19 protein-coding genes are annotated in these 22,789 nt (G+C 58.3%); 11 read left to right on the top strand and 8 right to left on the bottom strand.

Annotated elements, in window-relative coordinates; translation table 11 throughout:
• Positions 1 to 2: 2 nt before the first annotated feature.
• From tssE to tssA, 4 genes are read right to left on the bottom strand one after another with little or no spacing between them, the layout of a single operon-like run.
• On the bottom strand, positions 3 to 416 hold the full coding sequence (gene tssE, locus J3P97_RS00480) for a type VI secretion system baseplate subunit TssE (protein WP_434673228.1): 414 nt from the start codon (positions 414 to 416) through the stop codon (positions 3 to 5).
• A gap of 14 nt (positions 417 to 430) precedes the next feature.
• A complete protein-coding gene (gene tssC / locus J3P97_RS00475) occupies positions 431 to 1,900 on the bottom strand; it encodes a type VI secretion system contractile sheath large subunit (protein ID WP_434673227.1) in 1,470 nt (489 codons plus the stop codon).
• A 27-nt stretch (positions 1,901 to 1,927) separates the two neighbouring features.
• Positions 1,928 to 2,431, bottom strand: coding sequence for a type VI secretion system contractile sheath small subunit (tssB, locus tag J3P97_RS00470; protein WP_434673226.1), 504 nt, complete (start codon positions 2,429 to 2,431; stop codon positions 1,928 to 1,930).
• Between the two features lie 33 nt (positions 2,432 to 2,464).
• Positions 2,465 to 4,021, bottom strand: coding sequence for a type VI secretion system protein TssA (gene tssA, locus J3P97_RS00465; RefSeq protein WP_434674597.1), 1,557 nt, complete (start codon positions 4,019 to 4,021; stop codon positions 2,465 to 2,467).
• A 418-nt stretch (positions 4,022 to 4,439) separates the two neighbouring features.
• Here tssA and J3P97_RS00460 point away from each other — a divergent pair, with 418 nt between their 5' ends.
• The 8 genes from J3P97_RS00460 (at position 4,440) to J3P97_RS00425 (ending at position 17,625) form a co-directional block, all read left to right on the top strand.
• The gene (locus tag J3P97_RS00460; protein WP_434673225.1) at positions 4,440 to 6,503 is read left to right on the top strand and encodes a type VI secretion system tip protein VgrG; all 2,064 of its coding nucleotides are present in this window, start codon (positions 4,440 to 4,442) and stop codon (positions 6,501 to 6,503) included.
• Positions 6,500 to 7,351 (top strand): DUF4123 domain-containing protein, encoded by an 852-nt coding sequence (locus J3P97_RS00455; RefSeq protein ID WP_434673224.1) that lies wholly within the window; start codon positions 6,500 to 6,502, stop codon positions 7,349 to 7,351. The genes J3P97_RS00460 and J3P97_RS00455 overlap by 4 nt, the downstream gene beginning before the upstream one ends.
• Positions 7,348 to 8,106 carry a hypothetical protein gene (locus J3P97_RS00450; RefSeq protein ID WP_434673223.1) on the top strand — a complete coding sequence of 253 codons (759 nt, stop codon included), beginning with the start codon at positions 7,348 to 7,350 and terminating at the stop codon, positions 8,104 to 8,106. Before J3P97_RS00455 ends, J3P97_RS00450 begins: the two co-directional genes overlap by 4 nt.
• Positions 8,107 to 8,189: 83 nt before the next feature.
• The gene (locus tag J3P97_RS00445) at positions 8,190 to 8,963 is read left to right on the top strand and encodes a hypothetical protein (RefSeq protein ID WP_434673222.1); all 774 of its coding nucleotides are present in this window, start codon (positions 8,190 to 8,192) and stop codon (positions 8,961 to 8,963) included.
• 83 nt (positions 8,964 to 9,046) lie between these two features.
• Positions 9,047 to 9,808 (top strand): hypothetical protein, encoded by a 762-nt coding sequence (locus J3P97_RS00440; RefSeq protein WP_434674596.1) that lies wholly within the window; start codon positions 9,047 to 9,049, stop codon positions 9,806 to 9,808.
• Between the two features lie 12 nt (positions 9,809 to 9,820).
• Positions 9,821 to 12,004 (top strand): lipase family protein, encoded by a 2,184-nt coding sequence (locus J3P97_RS00435; protein ID WP_434673221.1) that lies wholly within the window; start codon positions 9,821 to 9,823, stop codon positions 12,002 to 12,004.
• Between the two features lie 206 nt (positions 12,005 to 12,210).
• Positions 12,211 to 16,608: an RHS repeat-associated core domain-containing protein gene (locus J3P97_RS00430; RefSeq protein ID WP_434673220.1), complete on the top strand. Its 4,398-nt coding sequence runs from the start codon at positions 12,211 to 12,213 to the stop codon at positions 16,606 to 16,608.
• Positions 16,609 to 16,614: 6 nt separating this feature from the next.
• Complete coding sequence (locus J3P97_RS00425; RefSeq protein WP_434673219.1) at positions 16,615 to 17,625, top strand: hypothetical protein; 1,011 nt, start codon at positions 16,615 to 16,617, stop codon at positions 17,623 to 17,625.
• Positions 17,626 to 17,889: 264 nt separating this feature from the next.
• Here J3P97_RS00425 and J3P97_RS00420 read toward each other — a convergent pair whose 3' ends face one another.
• The 3 genes from J3P97_RS00420 to J3P97_RS00410 form a co-directional block, all read right to left on the bottom strand.
• A complete protein-coding gene (locus tag J3P97_RS00420) occupies positions 17,890 to 18,165 on the bottom strand; it encodes an HU family DNA-binding protein (protein ID WP_065758133.1) in 276 nt (91 codons plus the stop codon).
• Positions 18,166 to 18,356: 191 nt separating this feature from the next.
• Complete coding sequence (locus J3P97_RS00415; RefSeq protein ID WP_434570564.1) at positions 18,357 to 19,505, bottom strand: NAD(P)/FAD-dependent oxidoreductase; 1,149 nt, start codon at positions 19,503 to 19,505, stop codon at positions 18,357 to 18,359.
• 24 nt (positions 19,506 to 19,529) lie between these two features.
• Positions 19,530 to 19,697: a rubredoxin gene (locus J3P97_RS00410; protein ID WP_003177199.1), complete on the bottom strand. Its 168-nt coding sequence runs from the start codon at positions 19,695 to 19,697 to the stop codon at positions 19,530 to 19,532.
• Between the two features lie 134 nt (positions 19,698 to 19,831).
• Here J3P97_RS00410 and J3P97_RS00405 point away from each other — a divergent pair, with 134 nt between their 5' ends.
• On the top strand, positions 19,832 to 20,437 hold the full coding sequence (locus tag J3P97_RS00405) for a chorismate--pyruvate lyase family protein (protein WP_434570566.1): 606 nt from the start codon (positions 19,832 to 19,834) through the stop codon (positions 20,435 to 20,437).
• The gene (gene ubiA, locus J3P97_RS00400; protein ID WP_434570568.1) at positions 20,437 to 21,327 is read left to right on the top strand and encodes a 4-hydroxybenzoate octaprenyltransferase; all 891 of its coding nucleotides are present in this window, start codon (positions 20,437 to 20,439) and stop codon (positions 21,325 to 21,327) included. Before J3P97_RS00405 ends, ubiA begins: the two co-directional genes overlap by 1 nt.
• A 155-nt stretch (positions 21,328 to 21,482) precedes the next feature.
• Here ubiA and J3P97_RS00395 read toward each other — a convergent pair whose 3' ends face one another.
• A complete protein-coding gene (locus J3P97_RS00395) occupies positions 21,483 to 21,866 on the bottom strand; it encodes a COG4315 family predicted lipoprotein (protein WP_434570569.1) in 384 nt (127 codons plus the stop codon).
• 152 nt (positions 21,867 to 22,018) lie between these two features.
• Here J3P97_RS00395 and phoB point away from each other — a divergent pair, with 152 nt between their 5' ends.
• A complete protein-coding gene (gene phoB, locus J3P97_RS00390) occupies positions 22,019 to 22,708 on the top strand; it encodes a phosphate regulon transcriptional regulator PhoB (RefSeq protein ID WP_003177195.1) in 690 nt (229 codons plus the stop codon).
• The last annotated feature ends 81 nt before the right edge of the window (positions 22,709 to 22,789 follow it).

The raw sequence follows: 22,789 nt of genomic DNA, 5'->3' as shown, positions 1-22,789 counted from the left end.
ATCTATCCCTGAATGACCTTGACCTGGCCATTGCCGTCCAGGCATGCGGAGAAATTCACCGCTCCCCTGAAGCCTTCCACTTCCAGAAAGGCGTCAATGTGAAAAGACAGGCGGAGCTGGTCGGCATCATTGGGCGCTGAAACGACACAGACATTCCTCAAACGCGGCTCGTAGGCCTCGATAGAGGCCTGGATCGCACGACAGGCCTGACCACGGGCGTCGTGCAAACTCAGCCGCATATCGTTGAGGTCGGGCAATCCGTAATCGGCTGCGATTTGTGCGCTGCCCGCTCGGGTGCAAAGCATTTTTGCCAGATGGGCAGCCACGGACGCTACGGCGCAGGCATCGCGACTCAATCCCGAGCGTGCTTCGGTATCGCCATTCAAGCGTTCGAAAAGGCTGCCGTATCCAGTCATGGCGCGGGCTCCGTTTACTCTTTGTCCAGCTTGCCGACCAGCGACAGGGTGAAATCGGCGCCCATGTACTTGAAGTGTGGGCGGACATTCAGGCTGACGCGATACCAGCCCGGCTCACCCTCCACGTCTGTAACAATGACCTGGGCCGCACGCAGCGGCCGCCGGCCACGGACTTCGGGGCTCGGGTTCTCCTGGTCGGCGACGTATTGGCGGATCCACTTGTTCAGCTCCAGCTCAAGGTCGGTGCGTTCTTTCCACGAGCCGAGCTGCTCACGCTGCAGCACCTTCAAGTAATGAGCCAGGCGGTTGACGATCATCATGTAAGGCAGTTGCGTACCGAGCTTGTAGTTCAACTCGCTCGCCTTGCCTTCGGCACTGATGCCAAAGAATTTCGGTTTCTGCACGGAACTGGCGGAGAAGAACGCAGCGTTATCACTACCTTTACGCATGGTCAGTGAGATGAAGCCTTCTTCGGCCAGCTCGTATTCGCGACGGTCGGAGACCAGCACTTCGGTCGGGATCTTGGTTTCGATCTCGCCCATGCTTTCAAAATGGTGCAATGGCAGATCTTCAACCGCGCCGCCGCTCTGGGGGCCGACGATGTTCGGGCACCAGCGAAACCTGGCAAAGCTGTCGGTGAGCCGAGTGCCGAATGCGTACGCCGTGTTGCCCCACAAATAATGCTCATGGTCATTGGCAACGGTTTCCTTGTAGACGAAGGATTTGACCGGGTTTTCCTGCGGATCATAGGGTGTACGCAAAAGGAACCGCGGCACGGTAAGGCCTATATAACGTGCGTCTTCCGATTGACGAAAACTTTGCCATTTGGCGAATTGCGGACCTTCAAAATGCCCTTTGAGATCCTTGAGGTCTGGCAGGCCAGTGAAGCTTTCCAGACCAAAAAATCCTGGACCGGCCGCAGCGATGAAGGGCGCATGGGACATGCACGCCACGCTGGCTACGTACTGCATCAGCTTCACATCGGGGGATCCGGGAGACAGGAAATAGTTCGCGATAATCGCCCCGACCGGCTGGCCGCCGAACTGACCGTATTCGGCGGTGTAGATGTGTTTGTACAAACCCGACTGCATGACTTCCGGCGAGTCTTCGAAATCATCCAGCAAATCGTCTTTGGAAACATTGAGCATCTCAATCTTGATGTTCTCGCGAAAATCCGTGCGATCAACCAATAGCTGAAGGCCACGCCACGCCGACTCCAATGCCTGGAAGTCGGCGTGATGGAGGATCTCGTCCACCTGGCGGCTGAGCTTGGAGTCGATCTCGGCGATCATGCGGTCAACCATGGCCTTCTTGACTGGCTCGCCGCTGTTCTGCGGCTTGAGAAGCTCTTCGATGAATGCCGACACGCCTCGCTTGGCAATGTCATAGGCGTCGTCTTCAGGCGTCAGGCGCGTTTGAGCGATGATGCTTTCGAGAATGCTGTACTCGCCGCTATCTCGGTGCTGCGCTGCGTGATTATTCATATGGCGACTTCCTTGGCTGAGAGAGAATCAAACGTCCGGGGCTGAGGCAGCCAGGCCCAGTTCATCCAGCACGCGACTGCGGGATGTATCGTCGGCAAGCACGCCTTCGATGGCCTTGCGAAACGCCGGTGCGTTGCCCAACGGCCCTTTGAGTGCCACCAGCGCATCTCGCAGCTCCATCAACTTCTTGAGTTCAGGCACTTGGTCGACCAGGTTCGCCGGGTTGAAATCCTTCATTGAACGCAAGCGCAGTTGTACGGCGAGCTCGTCGGTATCGCTCTCTTGCTGGAGGCGGTTCGGTACGCTCAGGAGCAGGCTCAGCTCTTGCTTGGCCAATACTTCGTCGAAGGTCATCCTGTCGATACCGATCGGTTTGCGGTTCTCGATCTTGCGTTCGTCCTTGCGATGGATGTAGTCACCGATTGCCAACAGTTTGAGGGGCAGTTCGATCTCTTCCTGGCCCCCTCCGGTAGCAGGCTTGAAGGTGACGTTGATGCGTTCCTTGGGGGCGACAGAGCCTTCTTTGGCCATGACTTTTCTCCTTGCGATTAGAGGCCTGCAGGCCTATTCGATGACCCGTTCCAGGTCGAGATGACACAACCTGCGGTAGGTTTCATCCTTGCGCTCGCGAACGAGGTGGTTCTGGGGCAATAACTCACAGCAGTGATGCAGCAAATGCAGGACCTGTAGCTCGAGATCGGGCTCCCAGGCATTCAAGCCCGCGTCTTGCAACGCCTGGTTCAGCGCTTCGAGCTGGACCTTGGCAAGCTCGTATTTCTTGGCCGAGAAGCACAAGCGAGCCAATGAGAACCGCCAAAGGAAAAGCGCCCGCGCACCCTCAGCGGTTTGCATCCCTTGCCTGAGAAACTGAACGGCAGGCTTGAGGCCGTCCACGGTCAGTATTGATCCAGCTTCTTCCAGGGCCAGCTCCCAAGGCGCCTGGTTATCGATGGCCTCGACTCGTGGCGCAGTGTTGGGGCGTTCCAGCCGAGGCATGACCTGCGCAGCGATCCAGGCCCGGGTGGCCGGGTCGGCGAACGGCTCGCCGTCGTGCCAGCGCAGCTCGACGACGCCCGGAAGGCGATGGATGAATAGTGCGAAATGGACCTCTACCTCGCGCATGGCCGATTCGGCATTCAACCCTTGAAGACACTCCCATGCGAGCCGCTGACCGTCGAACCAGAACGGCGCCTTTGTCAGGCTGGTCTCGATCTCTACCAGCAGGTCCGCGTACTCGCCCCGCTCGCGTCTGTCCTGATAAGCCTTGAGCTTATCCACCGGAAGCCTGCGTAGCTGGGTGACCTGTCCGGCATTGCGCTCCGGCACCGCGTCGATGCCCAACCAGAGCAAGGTGCGGTTGAGGCGCAGCGCGCGCGCATCCGTCACTTTTTGCTTGAGCCACCAGGCGCATAACGTACGAGCGCTTTCCTGCTGAGCCCGCAACACCTTGTGGGCATCCCTTTCGTTCTCGATCGGAGCACCGGAAGCGAGCAGTTGGGTAGCGGCTTGTTTTACTTGAGCCACCATCGTCCCGACAGATCCAGGCTGCGGCTGGCCACTGGTCACACGCTGGATCATGCCCTTGAGACGTCGGCACAGCGGCAATACCAAAGGCGCGTCATTGCCGAGATGAGTGGTGAAGACGGCATCAAGGTCTTCAAGTTGTTCTGCCAGATGACGGAACAACGGCAGTTGTTTGCCTATCGCGACATCTTCACTTAACGCCTGCTCCAGGCGAGGCACCAACCAATGAAAACTGGCGGCACGGGTTCGGGTCTTGACCGGGTGGAGCTCAAGCCAATGGTTCTTGCACAGGTGTCGCAAAAGCCCGAGGCCGGCTAGCAACCCTTGGAAGGACTCACGCTGGTACAACGCCCAGGTCAGCCAGGCGGCCACTCGCAAATCTTTTGACTGGGTACGCAGCAGGGCTTCACTTTTTTCAAGGATCTTCAGCCAGTCGATCTGGCCGTTCTCATGCATCGACTGGGCTTTGCCGAGCTCGCGTTCCAAAACTTCATATTCATCTGAAAAACGCACATCTACCCCCGCGAAGTTTTCGCTGGAAACGGGAGAACTGGCAAGGACCAGATAATGGGCAGAAAGTTTTTCAGAGTAAGACATGTATGCCTTCAAAATTTGCTCAGCTTTATTAATCAGCGGCAAGCCATCAACACCAGTTTCGACATAACCGTCAGAAATCTTTTCATCAGCGATAACTTACGCAAGCGGACTTGGCTCATGCACCGCTACCGATCGACGCGAAGCATGCCAAGGTTTTAAAAATAAAAATGTAGGAAACTTCTCTAAATACGGTATCAATCAAAAAATCTTTAGCACTCAAACTATAACCCCGAGAGCCCTACTACTTTTTTCCAACTTTTAACATACCCATTCGAAGCAGAATTGAGACGAATGATTTCTACCTACGCTTAATTTAGAGAATTCTTACATACCTGTCTTTTTTTCATCGTGATGGAGTGCGGCGGTCCTCTGACTTGCTTCAATGAAGGGAAGCCAGCCCACTGCGAAGGAACGGAACATGCCCACTCGTTACGCGTTTCCTATGTTTCATCTTGATATCGAGGATTTCGGGCGTGATCTTCAGGTACTGAAATTCGAAGGCCGCGAAGCAATCAGTACCCCTTATCTGTTCGATATAGAACTGGTCAGCGAACGAAAGAATCTGGACCTCGAGAAACTCTTGCACAAGCAGGCGTTTCTTGGGTTTAACGCAAAGGACTGTGGCGTCCATGGACAGATCCACCGTGTAACTCAACGCGACTCCGCAAAACGCCTGGCTCATTACCACGTGCAACTGACTCCCAGGCTGGCTTATTTGCAGTACCGCACCAATCAACGCATCTTTCAGCAAATCACTGTTCCCGAGATCATTTCTTCCATTCTCAAGGAATATGGAATACTGGCTGACGCCTATAGCTTCCGACTGGGTACGAGCTACTCACCGCGTGACTACTGTGTCCAGTACCACGAATCGGACTTGGCTTTCATCGCTCGCCTGTGTCAGGAAGAAGGCCTGCACTATCATTTCCAGCATAGTAAGTCGGGGCATCACCTGGTGTTTGGCGATGACCAGACCGTATTCCAGAGGCTTGATCGTCCCACGGCTTATAAACAAGGCAACGGCCTGCTGGGCGAGGAGCCGGTTGTACAACGTTTCGATGTGCAGCTGGAAACCCGGACCAGCAGGGTTACTCGTCGTGATTATGATTTTGAGAAATCAACGTTCATCCTCGAACAGGACTACCAGCCAGCCATCAACAAAATCCGACCGGACCTGGAGGCTTATGATTATCCTGGGGGGTTCATCCAACAGGAGCATGGGAAGCGATTGACCCGGCGGGCCTTTGAAAGCCATCGCGCCGACTATCGCAGGGCCGAGGGTACAAGTGATCAGCCAGAATTGGTGTCCGGCCATTTCCTGATGTTAAGTGAGCACCCGCGTCCGGAATTGAACGACTTGTGGCTGTTGACCGAGTTGCATCATCAAGGCATCCAGTCGCAAGTGCTGGAGGAAGGCCTGGACGACGACGTCGGACGCCCTGAGAACGAAGGCTACCGGAACAGCTTTGTCGCCACGCCGTGGGATTCGATTTTTCGCTCACCACGAGCTCATGAAAAACCTCGAATGTCCGGAAGCCAGACGGCTATCGTTACCGGTCCGCAAGGCGAAGAAATCCATTGCGACGCGTACGGCCGGGTCAAGGTCAGGTTCTTCTGGGATCGCGCCGGCGATACCAGTGAAAACAGCAGCTGCTGGCTGCGGGTGGCGTCCAATTGGGCCGGGAACGGCTTCGGCGCCGTCACCATCCCCAGGGTAGGCATGGAAGTGCTGGTGACCTTCCTGGAAGGCGATCCAGACAAACCTCTGATCAGCGGTTGCCTGGTCAACAGCAGCAACGCCGCGCCCTATCAGTTGCCCGCACATAAGACCCGAACGGTGTTTCGTTCCCGCAGCTCACCGGGTGGCCAAGGTTTTAATGAGCTACAGCTGGAAGACCGCGCGGGGCAGGAGCTGATTTACCTCCGAGCCCAGCGCGACATGGAGCAGAAGATCGAGCATGACAGCCGACTGGAGATCGGCAATGAACGTCGAGAAAACATCAAGGGCAACAGCACCACGGTGCTGCACGCCGGTGAACACCGGACCATCGCCGCCGATCGCACGGTCCAGGTAAAAGCCAACGACTACCTGCACGTTGCCAATCGCCATACCCACGCGGACCAGGTGCTGATCGTCGAGGCCGGCCAGCAGGTGCATATAAAAGCCGGTGCTCATCTGGTCCTGGAAGCGGGAGCGACGCTCAGCCTGAGTGCCGGAGGCGAGCATATCGTGATCGGCCATGGCGGCATTTTCAGCAGTAGCGCAATCCAATTGGGTGGCGCCCCGCTTCCCGGTGCACGTGCCGCAGCATTCGATCCAGGGTCGATCGACCCGTTGGCTACGCTGCTCAACCTGCCGCCCACGCTTGCGCCCACCCAACGCGCCCTCATGACAACCAGCAAGGTCGCCGGAGCGGATTTCTGCCCCCTTTGCGAAGCCTGCCGCGAGGGCGCATGCCCGATGGAGCCCATAGCCGCATGAACGATACCCAACCTCGGCAGTGGCTGCTTGAACACCTCCGCCTCGGCCATGCCCTGTGTGTGATCCTGGATGCGGACGGCGAACAACCGATGCTCCAGGCCCTGATCAAGAACAGTCGACCCGATCAATACCTGAGCGTCTACAGCAAAACCCTGATTGCCGATCTCAGCGAGGTCGGGCCGTTTGTCTTCACCTTCGATAACCCTAACGATAAAAATCTCCAGGAGTTGCTCAAACGACCGGACAGTCATTGGGGTTGGCTCGCCAGCCTCCCCAAGGGCCACCTCCCCAAGTTGGTCGGGCACTGGCGCGAGCGATTGATTGTCGGGGAGCGTCCTCATCAAGCGGTGTATCGCTTCCACGACAACCGGGTATTGGCCCGGGCGCTTGCGTATCTGCCAGTCGAAGCGCATGCCGCCTATCTCGGTCCGGTCAATAGCGTGTGCTATTGGCAAGGTGATCGCTGGGAACACATCGACAACTCCTCACCCGGGATCCATCCGGTGCCGGAGGTACCGCTTTGGTTGCAAGTGCCCACACCCGAACAGCAAGCACGAGCAACACGCCGGATCAATGCCCGACGCTTTTTATTGGCCGAGCACCTGGACGCCTACGCGAAGCTCGCCGAACACGAGGACCCGGACGCCTGGTTGCGTGCCACCCTCGACCAGGCCGAAGCATGGAACTGGTTGGCGCCTGAACAACTGGCTTTTTTCCTGACACAACGCCTGCAAACGCCAACACGGACGCCGACGCAGTGGCAAGCACGCGAAGGCGAAAGCCCTGAGGAGCATTTTGAACGTGTGCGGTTGATGGTGGACTTCTGGCAAGGAGAAGCATCGCTATGACACAGGTCTTACGGGGCACATGCCTGGGCTGCTGCATAGCGATCGCTGCGGGATGTGCCAAACAACCAGACACATTTACTTTGACGGGTGATTTGCCGCCTGGCTTTGCCTATGAAGCGGCGGTGTATTACGTCCCCGCTCCGGGGGAAACCTGCATCGTCGAGAAAAAAGACAACAAGGCACCAGTATTCAAGAGCAAGGACAAGCCCGTTGCCGAAATTCTTATCCGTAGGACTCGCAGCGGCTGTCCGCTGGTGGTCAGTCGCATCGAGCTTGAAATCAGCTCTGTCTACGGCCCGCATTGGCTCGATTCCAGTCGAGATACTGCCAACGTGGTTATACGTGATGAGCTGGAGGAGCAATACAAGGGCACCTTCAGCAAGGCGGGTGAGAGCACCCTCCACGGCCAATGCCAGTGGCTGTTCCGCACCTCGGGGGCCAAACGACGCATCGTAAAAATCCTCGACTGCAAAAAAACCAACCTAAAGGGCGACGTTGGAATCGGTCGGCCTTTCTCGGCGTTCACGCTTGATCAACTGCCGGGGAAAACGGTGAGGATGAAGATCAAGTTGGCAAGCGAGGAAAGACCCTACATGAAGGACACATGGGTCAAGTTCCCCCATGGCTGGAAACGCTGCATGGGCGATAACTTCGAAGACCAATACGCATTCTGCTTCGGCAATCACGAGGACTTCAGCGGTTTTCAAATGCCGGACGGAAGGCAGTGCGCCATCTATCCAGGCTGTACCGAATAAGGATTTCAGCGCATGACGTTATCAAACATAGAGTTGGCGTTACGTCTGGTGATGGCGGGTTTCTGGCGGGGAGAGGCACCGCTATGACACAGGCTTTACGGATCACATGCTTGGGCTGCTGCCTGGCGATCACTGCGGGATGTGCCGATAAACAACCGGACACATTTACTTTTACGGCGGACTTGCCGCCGGGTTTCGGCTATCAGGCCATCGCGGTGTATGTCCCGAACAAAGGCCAGACCTGCACCGTGCCGGGAGGAAGAGACACTGAGCTCGGATACAACCTGCAATGGCCTAAGGACTATCTGCCGAACGCTGAAATCCCCCTCTACCGAACCGTCAGTGGCTGTCCGTTGGTGGTCAGCCGTATCAAGCTCGTCCTCAGCTCCATCTATGGTCCGCACTGGCTCGATTCCAGTCGAGATACTGCCAACGTGGTTATACGTGATGAGCTGGAGGAACAATACAAGGGCACCTTCAGCGAAGCGGGCGAGACCGTTTTTCATGGCCAATGCCAATGGTTGTTTCGCACTTCGGGTAAGCCCCGGGTCCTCAGAAAAATCCTCGACTGTAAAAAAACCAACCCACAGGGCGTCGTCGGAACCGGTCGACCTTTTTCGGCGTACACCCTCGATCAATTGCCGGGGAAAACCGTGAGGATGAGGATCAAATTGGCGGACGAGGAACGACCCTACATGAAGGACACCTGGGTCAAGTTTCCTAAAGGCTGGAAACGCTGTATGGGCGATAACTTCGAAGACCAATACGCATTCTGCTTTGGCAATCACAAGGATTTCAGTGGCTTTCAAATGCCGGACGGAAGGCAGTGCACCATTTATCCGGGCTGTACCGAATAAGGAATTCAGTGCATGACGCAATCAAAAATGGAGTTGGCGTTACGTCTGGTGATGGCGGGTTTCTGGTAAGGAGAATCATCGCTATGACACGGGTCTTACGGGGCACATACCTGGGCTGCTGCATGGCGATCGCTGCAGGGTGCGCCGACAAACAATCGGACACATTTACTTTCAAGGGTGATTTGCCGCCGGGTTTTGCCTATGAGGCGGCGGTGTATTACGTCCCCGCGCCGGGGGAAACCTGCACCGTCGAGAAAAAAGACAACAAGGCACCAGTATTCAAAAGCAAGGACAAACCCGTTGCCGAAATTCTTATCCGTAGGACTCGCAGCGGCTGTCCGTTGGTGGTCAGTCGTATCGAGCTCGAAATCAGCTCTATCTATGGTCCGCACTGGCTCGATTCCAGCCGAGACACTGCCAATGTGGTCATCCGTAATGAGCTGGAGGAGCAATACAAGGGCACCTTCAGCGAAGCGGGCGAGAGCGTTTTTCATGGCCAATGCCAATGGTTGTTTCGCACTTCGGGTAAGCCCCGAGTCCTCAGAAAAATCCTCGACTGTAAAAAAACCAACCTAAAGGGCGACGTTGGAATCGGTCGGCCTTTTTCGGCGTACACCCTCGATCAATTGCCGGGGAAAACCGTGAGGATGAGGATCAAATTGGCGGACGAGGAACGACCCTACATGAAGGACACCTGGGTCGAGTTTCCTAAAGGCTGGAAACGCTGTATGGGCGATAACTTCGAAGACCAATACGCATTCTGCTTTGGCAATCACAAGGATTTCAGTGGCTTTCAAATGCCGGACGGAAGGCAGTGCACCATTTATCCAGGTTGTACCGAATAAGGAAGTCATTGCATGAAGTTATCGAAAACGGACTTGAAGCCACGTCTGGGCAGTCGTGTCCTCGCCTGTCCTGTGGGAGGTCGGCGGACCAGCTTTCAATTGGTGGATGAATTTGGCTCTGGCGAGCCTTACGCATGGCTGGCCTATGTTGTCACCGACTCGGAAGGGCAAACGTACCGTGGCGATCTCGATGCCACGGGAAAGGGCAAGGTCAGCAATCATTTCGCCGGGCCGATCGCCTTGACCTTGGATCAGGAATATCAGGGCCAGGAACGGTTATACATAGAGCTCCAGAGCAGAGATAGCTACCCGCTCAAAATCACTGAACTCCAAGTCCGCGCTGAGCAAACCCACTACCTGAACGACAACGCCACCAGCACCCGAGAAAACCCCGCCCAAGCCTGCGCCGATCAGTTCTTCCAAGTGGAGGTGCGCGACCTGGTCGAGCATGTAGCCCATCTGCCACCGCGAGTGTACCGGCATTACCCACCAAACCAGGGGCCGGCACGGCTCATAGGAAAGTTTGGCGAGACTGGCGTAGCGTTGATGCCTGAACTGCATACCGTGCTGGAAGTGCGCCCGCTGCGGGCCTTGCGGCCCATGCTGTCCACCACTTCGGAATTCTGCGCGCTGAACCTGTACCAACTGGCACTCATGGCGACCCTGAGTTACTGCCCCTTCGGCCAGAAGCCCGGCGAGGCGCCGATACACTCACCGGTGAGCTTTCCCGAACAACCGAGCGTGGGTAACTGGTTCGGCGATGCATTGGCCAAGTTCGAGGAGCTTTGGAAGGTCGACCCGGGACAGATAAAATCCCACTACCCCTTGTATGAGGATGTGCCCTACTCCAAGCGTCTGGAAATCGTCCCGTTCGATCCTGCTCTTTATCCTATGAACAATCCGGAACTAGGCGCAGAACAGGAACATCCTGCCGTCGTCCATTTCCTTGACGACACGAAACTCAAGGGGCAAAGCACCGATACCCAAGCCTTCATCACTCACAATGACGAAGTGATCCTGATTGCAGTGCGCGGAACAGCGCAGATGCTTGCCGACGGCCTGCGTGACGCCGATGCGCTCCAAGTTCCGTTTGAGGAAGGTCGCGGCAAGGTCCACCGAGGCTTTTATGGGGCCGCCAAAAAAGTCGCAGCCTTTGCGACCAACTATCTGGAACGGTTCTATGCCGGCCAGAAACTGCTGGTATGCGGCCATAGCCTGGGCGGTGCAGTGGCATTGTTGCTAGCGGAAATGCTACGGCTCAGACAGGAAGAGTACAACATCCAACTCTACACCTACGGTGCCCCTCGCGCCGCCGACGCGGCCTTCGTCGAAAACGCCGCCCCCCTGGTGCACTACCGCATGGTCAATCACAACGACCCGATACCCAGCGTACCGGGCAGTTGGATGGACACCAAGGCGAGTGTCTATGGCACGGGTTTCGCGCTGATGTTCGCCAACGTGCCGGCCGGCTTTTCAGTGTTCGTGGCGGGCATCTACAACTGGACGGGCGAGTCCTATGAACACCACGGCACCTTGCGCCATTTCCTGCCCGTGGAGTTCGGTCGTCAGGAGCGGTCGTCGATCCTCTGGACGCCAGGCTGCGACACCCTCACGCAACATGCCGCTTGCGAGCTGGCCTTGGAGCAGAGACGTGGCCTGCCGGACCGGGCGAAGTTCACCGCCCAGCTCTTTCAGGCCGGTAACCACCTCATGACCTCCAGCTATCTTCCTGCGTGCTGGGCAACCCTGCGCCGCTGGCAGGAAGCTCTGGAGTCGAAGAGCCCTCTGGTGACACAGCGTGAATACGAATGCATCGAAAATGCGCTGGAACAGATCACTCGGCAGTTGCGTAACGAAAGCAGACAGTTGATCGGGCGTCCAGATGGTTACGAGCGCACCCACCAACCGATCATTGATGCCCTCGCCCGTGAGGTCGACAAGGTGCACGCCACACGTGCTCGCCTGAGAGGGCTGCACACCACCTTGGTCAGCGACCAAGACGTTTACGGCAGCCTGTCCGAACACCCTGAGCAACTGGCGCAACACCTGACCCGCTGGCAGGCCCATCCGGAAAATCGCGTGGCTGAACAACTGGCCATGGCGCCTGCGGCCGGCACCGATATCGAGCTGGTCCATGGTGCTCATGGGTACGTCATCGGTAAGCCTTATACGCTGGATATTGATGCGGTCATTTGACAAAAAAGTCCTTGGCGAAAGCGACAGGAACTACCCGCCTTGGTTAACATACGACCCGCCGATTGCCTCATGAAATCGAAGCTGGTCAAACGCCTTGGCGTAGCCTTGATCAGCAAGCCATCACCCACAGGGAAGGGGCGCAATGGAAGGCTTCATATCGCTTGAAACCATAGCTGTCGAACGTTCCGCGCGCATGAGCCCGCAGCATGTCTGACGCGCTCTGGGCGGCCCGCCTGGGCGACGCGCTGGACCACACGTCAATGATGGCCGACATACTTGGCGGCGTACTGGAGGTGGCGGCGAACATTGCGATCACCGCCCTGGCGACCGCCGCGGTGGTCGCGGCCACGGGCATTACCGTGGTTACCGGCGGGCTGGGTTGCTTCGTGCTCGGTCTGGTGGTGGGCACCGTGGTTGGCCTGGCGATGAGCAAGACCGGAGCCGACAAGGGCCTGAGCAATATTTGCGAGGGCATCGGCAACGCCCTTTTTCCGCCCACGGTGCAGGCCAACATCCTCACCGGCTCCGACAATACCTTCACTAACAACATTCGCGCGGCCCGTGCGGCCGGGGCAATCGAGTCTCACGTTGCCGCCGCTGGTACCGAACTCGAAGCCCCTGAGCCTGAAGAAGAACCCAGCTACCTGGATATGGCCGGGGCGTTCTTTTCGCAGATGTGGCGCCCCACCGTCGCCACGCCCGCGCCGGGCGCGGTGCCCAAGCCGGAAGACCTGGTGCTGTGTACCAAGCACCCGCCAATGCCACCGCAGTTCATGGCCGAGGGCTCGGACAAGGTCACCATCAACGGCCAGCCCGCCGTGCGCAGCGGCGACCGTAGTACTTGCGATGCCAAGGTCGTGTCGTCCGGGCTGATTTCGCCCAACGTCACCATTGGTGGTGGCTCGGTGGTGGTGCGCGAGATCCGCAGCGGCAAGACGCCGGGCGTGGGGCTGGCGGTCACGGCACTGCTGATGCTCAAGGGCGGCAAGGGCAAGTTTTTCAGCAAGTTGCCCTGCATGCTGGTGGGCGGCGCGGTGTCCATGGCCGCGAGCAGCGCGGCCAATGCCGCGGCCAACGCCGCCATGGGCTCGTCGAACCCGGTGCATGCTGCCACAGGGGCCAAGGTGCTGGGCGGCGATGCAGAACTGGACTTCGTGTTGCCTGGCATCCTGCCGATTGACTGGCAGCGTTTCTACAACAGTCGTGACGAACGCCGCGACGGATTGTTCGGCGCCGGCTGGAGCGTTTCCTACGAGGTTCAGGTCGACATCCTGCCCCACCCCGACGGCGGCGAGACCCTGCTGTATACCGACGAACAGGCCCGCCCCATCGACATGGGCTCGATCCCGTTGGGCGGCGCGGTGTTCAGCCCCGGCGAAGGCCTCGCGGTGCGGCGCCATGTGAGCGGACAACTGCTGATCGAAAGCGACGACGGCTTGTACCGTTTGTTCGAACCGACGCCTGGAAACTCATCGCGGCTGCGCTTGAGCCAGTTGGGTGACCGCAACGACAATCGCATCCATCTCGACTATGACGAAGCAGGCCGCCTGGTGCGGCTGCGCGATACGTTTGATTTGCTCCAGGTCGAGCTGACTCGCGAAAACGAACGCGTCAGTCGGATCGAACGCCTCTACCCCGACCAGCAGCGCGAAGTGCTGGTCAGCTACGCCTACGATGCGGCGGGCAATCTCACCGCAGTGCGCGACGCTGGAGGCCAGGTGCAGCGGCGGTTCAGCTACGACGCCGGGCAGCGGATGGTCGAACATCAACTGCCTGCCGGCCTGCGCTGCTTCTACGAATGGGCCTTGATCGAAAACCAGGAGTGGCGCGTGGTCCGCCACTGGACTGACGAAGGCGACGCCTACCAGTTCGACTACGACCTCACGGCCGGCATAACGCGTATCACCGACAGCCTGCAACGCATCAGCATCCGGCATTGGAACAGCCAGCACCAGATCACCCGGTTCGCCGACAATCTCGGCCAGACCTGGTCGTTCGAGTGGAACGACGAACGCCAGTTGCTCAGCGCCACCGACCCGCAAGGCGGCCAGTACCATTTCAGTTACGACGAGGCCGGCAACCTGATCGGCGAAACCGACCCGCTGGGCCGCAGCGAGTCTACCCTCTGGCTCGAGCATTGGGCGCTGCCACTGGTGGATACCGATGCCGCCGGCAACAGCTGGAAATACCGCTACGATCAGCGCGGCAACTGCGTCGCCGAAACCGACCCGCTGGGCCATGTCACCCGCTACCGCTACGACACCCACGGCCAGGTGGTGGAAATCATCGACGCCACCGGCAAGAGCAAGAAGCTGCGCTGGAACCCGTTCGGGCAGTTGGTGGAACACATCGACTGCTCGGGCTACCCGACGCGTTTCAGTTATGACCCGCGCGGCTATCTGCAAACTCTCACCGACGCCCTCGGCGAGCGCACCCGATTCAGTTACGACGCCCAAGGGCGCCTGCTCGGCAGCCAATTGCCGGATGGTCGCACCGAGCACTACCAGCGCGACAGCGCCGGCCAGCTCACCGGCCACACCGACCCGGCCGGGCTCACCACGCATTATCAGCACAACCGCCGCGGCCAGGTGTGCCAACGCATCGACGCCCAGGGCCGGCAGGTGCAGTTTGCCTACGACAGCTTTGGCCGGCTGCAAGCGCTGATCAACGAGAACGGCGAAAGCTATCGGTTCGCCTGGGATGCCGCGGATCGGTTGAGCGAACAGCGCAACCTTGATGGAAGCGCCAAAGGTTATACGTACGATGCGCTCAATAACGTAAAACGAGTCGAAACCATCGCAGCGCCGCGAGGTGATCAGCGGTCCAGTGAAAAAACTATTGTTCATCATTTGGAACGTGATGCCGTTGGGCGGCTGACCACCCGAATCACACCGGATGGACAGTCCCGGTACAGCTATAGCCCGTTGAATCAGTTAATCGAAGCCACCGTCATCGATAACGCTGGCAACGCACAACGACTGGGTTTTGCTTATGACGCGCAGGGGTATCTGATTGAGGAGCGGAGTTCGGAAGGCGCTCTGAAGCATCACTACGACGAACTTGGCAACCTGATCCAGACCCAGCTGCCCGACGGTCGTTGGATCAACCGCCTGTACTACGGAAGCGGCCACCTGCACCAGATCAACCTCGACGGCCAGGTCATCTGCGACTTCGAGCGCGACCGGTTGCATCGAGAGGTGCTGCGCACCCAAGGCCACATCAGCACACGTAGCGAGTATGACCGTAGCGGGCGCTTACGCAGCCGCCAACGCCGGCACACCAGCCAGTCGGCGTTGATGCCCGCCGCTGATCAAACCCATTACGAGTTTGATCCTGGTGACCACCTGGTGGGGCGCCTTGAGCGGCTGCCGCAGGGTCAACAACGCCAACTGCTGCACTACGATGTGACAGGCCGGATCCTGGCAAGCCAGAGCACTCGACATAGCCAAAATGAAACATTTTCCTTCGATGCCGCCGCCAATCTCCTCGACAGTTCACCCGGTACAGGTGGGCGGGTTACGCACAACCAACTCAAGCGCTATCAGGATAAGCACTATCGCTACGATGGTTTTGGCCGAATGATTGAAAAGCGCAGTGGGCGACATGGCCTGCAGCGTTTCAGTTACGACTCGGATCACCGGCTGGTTGAAGTTCGAACCCAGAAATCCGACGGTGAAAACGTCGTCAGGATGCGCTACGACCCGTTGGGCCGAAGGATTGAGAAAACTGAACATGACGACAACGGGCGCCTCATCGGCAGCACGCGTTTCGACTGGGATGGCCTGCAATTACTCAAGGAACATAAAAACAGCCTGACCAGCCTGTACCTCTACATCGGCGATAGTCACGAGCCCTTGGCCCGCGTCGACGGCATTGGTGAACATCAACGCATCCGCTATTACCACAACGACCCCAATGGCCTACCACAAGCACTGACGGAAAGTGACGGCCATCCGCTCTGGCACGCTCACTACCAGGTATGGGGCAATACCACTGATGAAGCCCGTGAGCCGTACTACATCGAAGAACAGAACCTGCGTTTTCAGGGGCAATATCTGGACCGGGAAACAGGCCTGCACTACAACACCTTCCGCTTCTATGATCCCGACATAGGCCGCTTTACCACGCCCGACCCCTTGGGCCTGGCCGCAAGCCTGAATCTTTATCGCTACGCACCGAATCCATTTACCTGGATCGACCCGCTGGGGCTCAAAGAGAATGAGATTATTCGGTACATGGGCGAAAGCGAAACCGTCTCGTCCAAGGCCGCCAACGGAGGCAAAGGCGGCTTGGTTCCGAATATCCGAGGAGAGAAAGCGGTCTGGGTCAACCAGGACAGTAACCCTGGATTCAACCCAGGCAATGAAAAGTATCGGGTAGTGGCCACCGTCAATAACGAAGGGGTCAGCATGCTCAATAACCACAAGGACATCTCTACCGTTGACTATAAAGAGACGGGCCTGAAAGATGGCGTGCTGTCCAAGACGAATGAGCCCAAGGCCAGAGGCATCGGTTTCCGATTATTGGACAAATTTAATAGAACCATTACGTCATTTCGTGTCGAGAAGAAAGGCCCGAACGGAAAATGGAAGACCTGCGGATAAAGCCAGATGGACATATTCGACCTTCTCTCATACAAACTTGAAAATTTTCTGAACGTCCGGCCGTATCCCAAGGCGTTGGGTGCTGTTTTTTACAAAGAAGACGAGCCTTCGTTGCTGACCGTTGTCGCCAGAAAACACGATGGCGCGCCCTTCAGTGTTAGCCGCTGGCATGATTTGTTTTCCACCAGCGCTTTCGAAAAGGCCGTGTTGAAAAACGGTTTCACGGAACCCGACTGCTACGCCCTCCTCCTGGTCCTGTCGCGCTTTGGCTATCTGCTTGAAATCGATAACCGGCAACGAACCAACAAGGAATACTTTATTTTCTTTTACCTGATCCAGCTGATCAGCTTGAAAAACAGCGCCCTGGATGCGGATGCGCGCCTTCGGAACTACATGTTCAGGTTCCTCCTCTTCGAATTGAGCATTGATGACGAGGCGTATCGTCGGTTCAGCATCGAGGGCAATCAGCTGAAGATGGCGACCGATGGGCTGGGGTCCGTGGTTTTTCTGGATGTGATTGATCTGGTTTACAAAGCGATCAAGGCTGACAGCAGGAAAGAGCATGAACTGCTCAGTACATTGAAAACCTTTCAAACAAGCACAGTCAGGTTACTCACCGAGCCCGACGATACCCGTTACCGCTTCGCGATCAATGATCGCAACAGCGAGCTTATGTACCCCGACGTTTTTTTGCCCACCTATGCTCAGGACAGGCAAAAAATATTTGATGCGTTGATCGATGCGGTCAATCCGCTTCAGTCAACGGCAAACCTGTTCGTCTCCAATATGGTTGTGATGAATTTCGCCTTTCATATTCTGAAAGAAAAGCCCCGCGAAATCTTAAAACTGAAAAAACACGTCCGTGATGAAATGCTGTTCGGCCAGTTGCTGGAAGTGATCATCATGCGTCGGATGGCGGTCAACAAAGCGATGTTCGAAAAAATCCCTACTGGGCACGACCTGTCCTTGATCGGGGATGAGCAAGCCTCGTTCTACAACATCTTGTACAGCCAGTAGAAACTTGATGCATTTGTGCGCCTGACGCTTCTTTGCAGCGCACAAAATGATCAAAGCCTGGATTCGGCTGTGCTCAAAAACCCCTGGCGGCTGGAACAAATTAGGAAGCAAGCAGTTCGATCTGGCGCTTGCGAACAAACTGCTGGGCTAGGGCTAGAGCTTCCTGACCATGGGGTTTGTTTCAGACGCAAAAAAGGCATATCGACTTCATCGGTATGCCTTTTTGTTGCCGCTTGCTTTCCTCGACCGAGGTAGTCGGCGCAATTATGGGTTAACGCTGTCCTTCAGGAATTTGCCTGGCTTGAACGCAACCGTGTTGCTGGCCTTGATCTTCACCGGCTCGCCGGTTTGTGGGTTCTTGCCGGTGCGGGCGCCGCGGTGGCGTTGCAGGAAGGTGCCGAAGCCGACCAGAGTAACGCTGTCCTTGCGATGCAGGGCGCTGGTGATTTCTTCGAGAACAGCGTTGAGGACGCGGTTGGCTTGTTCTTTGGTGAGGTCCGCTTTTTCCGCAATGGCGGCGGCGAGTTCTGGTTTACGCATGAATGAAGCCCCTTTGACGATTTTTTTGTTGTTATGTCCGTGCTGTTCTCTTCGGAACAACCCCTAAGGCGCCGCAGGCTCTACTCTGCGGCAGACCGGAGTGAGGATGGCACGGGGCCGCAACCGGCGCCAGTGTCCGGCGGGCGTTTGTGGCCGGAAAAGCAGGGCATATGCGACAGAGCGACCAGTATTTACGCCAGCAGTGCCGGAAGCTGCTTGTTCAGCGCCAGTTTCTCCATCACCGCCGTACCGGTCAGGGCGTAGCCCAACAGATTGCCATGGGCGTCGCGGCACAGGGCCTTGATGTCGGCGCCCTCTCCTTCGACGCTCCACGCGCCTTCGCTGCCCCGTGGCGGCGGCGATACCACCAGCGGGCAGACCGGGGTTTTCACAGTGATCGGCATGGCGCCGTAGCTGACAGCGGTCGGGTTGCCAGCCAGGGTCTGGGCCAGGGCGCGGGCGCAGCTCATCAGCGGCATGACGTAGAGCAGGTTCAAGCCATCGACTTCGGCACAATCGCCCAAGGCATAGATATTGGCGTGGGAGGTTTTCAGCTGACGATCAACCACCACGCCGCGATTGACCACCAGCCCGGCGGCAGCCGCCAGGTCGATGCGTGGGCGCAGGCCGATGGCCGAGACCACCAGATCGCAGGGAATCACCTGGCCATCCGACAGATGCGCCTCCAATCCGTCGGCCACACGTTGCAGACGGTTGAGCACCGGCCCCAAGTGGAAATGTGCGCCAAGGCTTTCCAGCCCGGCCTGGACCGCTGCGGCAGCGGCCGGATGCAGCAGCGTCGGCATGACTTGCTCGCAGGGGGCCACCAGTTCCACTTCGTAACCGCCGAGGACCAGGTCGTTGGCAAATTCGCAGCCGATCAGGCCGGCACCGAGCAGCAGCACCCGGCGCTTGCCAGCGGCGGCGGCCCGAAAACGTGCGTAGTCTTCGAGATCATTGATCGGGAAAATCAGATCCGCCGCATCGCCCTGCACTGGCACGCGCACGGTTTCAGCGCCCCAGGCCAGGACCAGGTCGCGATAACTCACCGCTTCCTCGCCGATCCACAGGCGTTTGTGGCCCGGGTCGATGCCGCTGATGCGTGTGTGGGTGCGCACTTCGGCCTTCAACTGCTCGGCCATGGCGCCCGGCTCGGACATGCTCAAGCCATCGGCGTCCTTGTTCTTGCCGAACCCCGTGGAGAGCATCGGCTTGGAGTAGGAACGGCCGTCGTCCGCGGTAATCAGCAGTAACGGGGTTTCGCTGTCGAGCTTGCGAAACTCCCGGGCCAGGTTATAGCCAGCCAGGCCGGTACCGACGATGACGACAGGTGCGCTCATGTTGCTCTCCGTTTGATGAAACGATCAGTTGATTTCGATCATTTCGAAATCCATTTTGCCGACACCGCAGTCCGGGCACAGCCAGTCCGCCGGCACATCTTCCCAGCGGGTGCCGGGCGCGATGCCATCGTCGGGCCAACCGTCAGCTTCGTTGTAGATCAGGCCACAGACGATACATTGCCACTTTTTCATTCCGATACTTCCTCAAGATGTCAGGCCTTGGCCGGTATTTTCCGGCTCAGGGCCGTTTTGTACTGATCGGTCGCGACAGATGCAAGCGGGATCGGCGCAGCGGCGCCCTGGCTCGGTCAAAATCGCCGACCGGCATGGTAAGCTCGCGGCCTCATTCGCTGCCATTCAAGACCCTTGTGCCGCCTACAAATTCGATATTTCCTACACTTCGATGGCTGCCCCAGCACCTGCTGTCGCCCCGTCCCGATGCCTGCGTGCTCGACTGGTTGTTCGACCAGGGCTCCCTGACCCGGCGCCTTACAGGCCTGTCGGATGACCACTTCAGCGTGACACCGCTGCTGGAGGGCTGGCAGCCGTTGCGCGCCGACGAGTGTGCCGCGCTGGACCTGGCCGAGGGCAGCGAAGGCTGGGTGCGCGAGGTCTACCTGCGCGGTCATGGCCAGCCTTGGGTGTTCGCCCGCAGCGTGGCGGCGCGCAGCGCGTTGCAGGGCGACGGTTTGCAGATGGACGCACTGGGCAGTCGCTCCCTGGGTGAGCTGCTGTTTTGCGACCAGGCATTCCAGCGCCGGGCGATCGAGGTGTGCCACTACCCGAGCGAATGGTTGCCACCCGAGGTTCGCGCCCACGCGTTGTGGGGCCGTCGCTCGCGTTTCGATCGCGGTGCGTTGAGCGTGCTGGTGGCGGAGATTTTCCTGCCGCCACTGTGGACCGTCGCTCGCGCCTATTCGGAGAATTGCTGATGTACGTGCAACTGCTCAAATCCTTGAACCGCCTCAATCCGCGGGCCTGGGACTTCGTGCAACTGACCCGCATGGACAAGCCCATCGGCATCTACCTTTTGCTGTGGCCGACATTGTGGGCGCTGTGGATTGCCGGCGAAGGCTCGCCGTCCCTGGCCAACATCGTGATTTTTGTGCTGGGCGTAGTGCTGACCCGTGCCGGCGGTTGCGTGATCAACGACTGGGCCGACCGCAAGGTCGACGGCCACGTCAAACGCACCGAGCAGCGCCCGCTGGTGAGCGGCAAGATCAGCTCGAAGGAAGCCCTGGTGTTCTTCGCGGTCTTGATGAGCGTGAGTTTCCTGCTGGTGCTGTGCACCAATGCGCCGACGATTCTGTTGTCCTTGGGCGGACTGGCGCTGGCGTTCAGTTACCCGTTCATGAAGCGCTACACCTATTACCCGCAAGTGGTGCTGGGCGCGGCGTTTTCCTGGGGCATGCCGATGGCTTTCACCGCCGAAACCGGCCATCTGCCGGCCGCTGCATGGCTGCTGTACATCGCCAACCTGCTGTGGACGGTGGGCTACGACACTTACTACGCGATGACCGACCGGGACGACGACCTGAAGATTGGCGTGAAATCCACGGCGATCCTGTTTGGCGATGCCGATCGGGTGATCATCTTGACGCTGCAAGGCCTGGCCTTGGGCTGCCTGCTGCTGGCCGGGGCTCAGTTCAAGCTGGGGGGCTGGTTCCATCTCGGTCTCGTGGCCGCCGCCGCGTGCTTTGCCTGGGAGTTCTGGTACACCCGCGGCAAGGACCGGATGCGCTGTTTCAAGGCGTTCCTGCACAACCACTGGGCCGGGTTGGCGATTTTTGTCGGGATTGTGCTGGATTACGGGTTGCGGTGAGTTCTGTGGCCGAGCGCTGGGTGTGGGATTAAGAACAACCCTGTGGCGAGGGAGCTTGCTCCCGCTGGGCTGCGAAGCGGCCCCAAAAATCTTGCGGTCGCTACGCAACCGAGCGGGAGCAAGCTCCCTCGCCACGAAAAGCGGTTCGGTGCTGGTCAGTCGGGCTTGGCGATCTTCCAGACGCCGCCCTTGCCGTCGCCGGTCTTGTCACCCGCCTTCTTGTCGCCGACGAAGGTGTACAACGGATCGCCGTCATAGGCCCACTGTGACGCGCCATCATCACGCGTGATCACGGTCCATTCGCCTGAAGGAGTCGCGGTGCTTTCAGCCTTGAGTGGTGGCCAGTTTTCGGCGCATTTATCGTTGCACATCGACTTGCCGCCGTCGTCCTTGTCATAGGTGTACAACGTCATGCCCTTATGATCGACCAGCACGCCATCCTTGACCATTGCCGGTTCGCCAGCCGCAAGCGCCATTCCCGGCAGCGCCAGCGCAGCTACCAGCCCCAACGCCTTGAGGGATCGAGTGTAATAAGCCATGGAAACCTTCCTTTGCAGTTGTCAGGATTCGGACCCAAAAGCCTAGCCCAAGATCGCCTCTGCTGCCGTCCGGGGAAATAACTGTCACACGACTGCAATAATTCCGTTATCTAATGCGGCGCAAGACAGTTAAATGACAAGAGGATTACCCCATGGTTGGCAGGAGCATTCTGATCGTCGACGACGAGGCGCCCATCCGCGAGATGATCGCCGTTGCGTTGGAGATGGCCGGCTATGACTGCATGGAAGCAGAAAACTCTCAACAGGCCCACGCCATCATCGTCGATCGCAAGCCCGACCTGATCCTGCTGGACTGGATGCTGCCAGGCACCTCCGGCATCGAGCTGGCCCGGCGTCTCAAGCGCGATGAGCTGACGGGTGACATCCCGATCATCATGCTCACCGCCAAGGGCGAAGAAGACAACAAGATCCAGGGCCTGGAAGTCGGTGCCGACGATTACATCACCAAGCCGTTTTCCCCTCGGGAGCTGGTGGCGCGCCTCAAGGCCGTGCTGCGTCGTGCCGGGCCGACCGATGGCGAAGCGCCGATCGAAGTTGGCGGCCTGCTGCTGGACCCGATCAGCCACCGCGTGACCATCGACGGCAAGCCCGCCGAGATGGGCCCGACCGAATATCGCCTGTTGCAGTTCTTCATGACTCACCAGGAGCGCGCCTACACCCGCGGGCAACTGCTGGATCAGGTCTGGGGCGGCAACGTGTACGTCGAGGAGCGCACCGTGGATGTGCACATCCGGCGCTTGCGCAAAGCCCTCGGCGACGCCTATGAGAATCTGGTACAAACCGTGCGCGGCACCGGTTATCGTTTTTCGACAAAGGCCTGACCCGAGCCCTTACCGCCCGACAAGCTGACAAGGACGCGCGCTCAAGTGAATCAAAACTGGCATGGCACCCTGATCCGCCAC

This window comes from Pseudomonas sp. R1-15, from assembly GCF_051132085.1.
Classification (GTDB): Bacteria; Pseudomonadota; Gammaproteobacteria; order Pseudomonadales; family Pseudomonadaceae; genus Aquipseudomonas.
This window is presented reverse-complemented; position numbering and strand designations above follow the sequence as displayed.

Excerpts from the sequence above, each read along its gene's own strand:
- tssE (WP_434673228.1), bottom strand. The coding sequence starts at position 416 with ATGACTGGATACGGCAGCCTTTTCGAACGCTTGAATGGCGATACCGAA.
- tssC (WP_434673227.1), bottom strand. The coding sequence starts at position 1,900 with ATGAATAATCACGCAGCGCAGCACCGAGATAGCGGCGAGTACAGCATT.
- tssB (WP_434673226.1), bottom strand. The coding sequence starts at position 2,431 with ATGGCCAAAGAAGGCTCTGTCGCCCCCAAGGAACGCATCAACGTCACC.
- tssA (WP_434674597.1), bottom strand. The coding sequence starts at position 4,021 with ATGTCTTACTCTGAAAAACTTTCTGCCCATTATCTGGTCCTTGCCAGT.
- J3P97_RS00460 (WP_434673225.1), top strand. The coding sequence starts at position 4,440 with ATGCCCACTCGTTACGCGTTTCCTATGTTTCATCTTGATATCGAGGAT.
- J3P97_RS00455 (WP_434673224.1), top strand. The coding sequence starts at position 6,500 with ATGAACGATACCCAACCTCGGCAGTGGCTGCTTGAACACCTCCGCCTC.
- J3P97_RS00450 (WP_434673223.1), top strand. The coding sequence starts at position 7,348 with ATGACACAGGTCTTACGGGGCACATGCCTGGGCTGCTGCATAGCGATC.
- J3P97_RS00445 (WP_434673222.1), top strand. The coding sequence starts at position 8,190 with ATGACACAGGCTTTACGGATCACATGCTTGGGCTGCTGCCTGGCGATC.
- J3P97_RS00440 (WP_434674596.1), top strand. The coding sequence starts at position 9,047 with ATGACACGGGTCTTACGGGGCACATACCTGGGCTGCTGCATGGCGATC.
- J3P97_RS00435 (WP_434673221.1), top strand. The coding sequence starts at position 9,821 with ATGAAGTTATCGAAAACGGACTTGAAGCCACGTCTGGGCAGTCGTGTC.
- J3P97_RS00430 (WP_434673220.1), top strand. The coding sequence starts at position 12,211 with ATGTCTGACGCGCTCTGGGCGGCCCGCCTGGGCGACGCGCTGGACCAC.
- J3P97_RS00425 (WP_434673219.1), top strand. The coding sequence starts at position 16,615 with ATGGACATATTCGACCTTCTCTCATACAAACTTGAAAATTTTCTGAAC.
- J3P97_RS00420 (WP_065758133.1), bottom strand. The coding sequence starts at position 18,165 with ATGCGTAAACCAGAACTCGCCGCCGCCATTGCGGAAAAAGCGGACCTC.
- J3P97_RS00415 (WP_434570564.1), bottom strand. The coding sequence starts at position 19,505 with ATGAGCGCACCTGTCGTCATCGTCGGTACCGGCCTGGCTGGCTATAAC.
- J3P97_RS00410 (WP_003177199.1), bottom strand. The coding sequence starts at position 19,697 with ATGAAAAAGTGGCAATGTATCGTCTGTGGCCTGATCTACAACGAAGCT.
- J3P97_RS00405 (WP_434570566.1), top strand. The coding sequence starts at position 19,832 with ATGGTAAGCTCGCGGCCTCATTCGCTGCCATTCAAGACCCTTGTGCCG.
- ubiA (WP_434570568.1), top strand. The coding sequence starts at position 20,437 with ATGTACGTGCAACTGCTCAAATCCTTGAACCGCCTCAATCCGCGGGCC.
- J3P97_RS00395 (WP_434570569.1), bottom strand. The coding sequence starts at position 21,866 with ATGGCTTATTACACTCGATCCCTCAAGGCGTTGGGGCTGGTAGCTGCG.
- phoB (WP_003177195.1), top strand. The coding sequence starts at position 22,019 with ATGGTTGGCAGGAGCATTCTGATCGTCGACGACGAGGCGCCCATCCGC.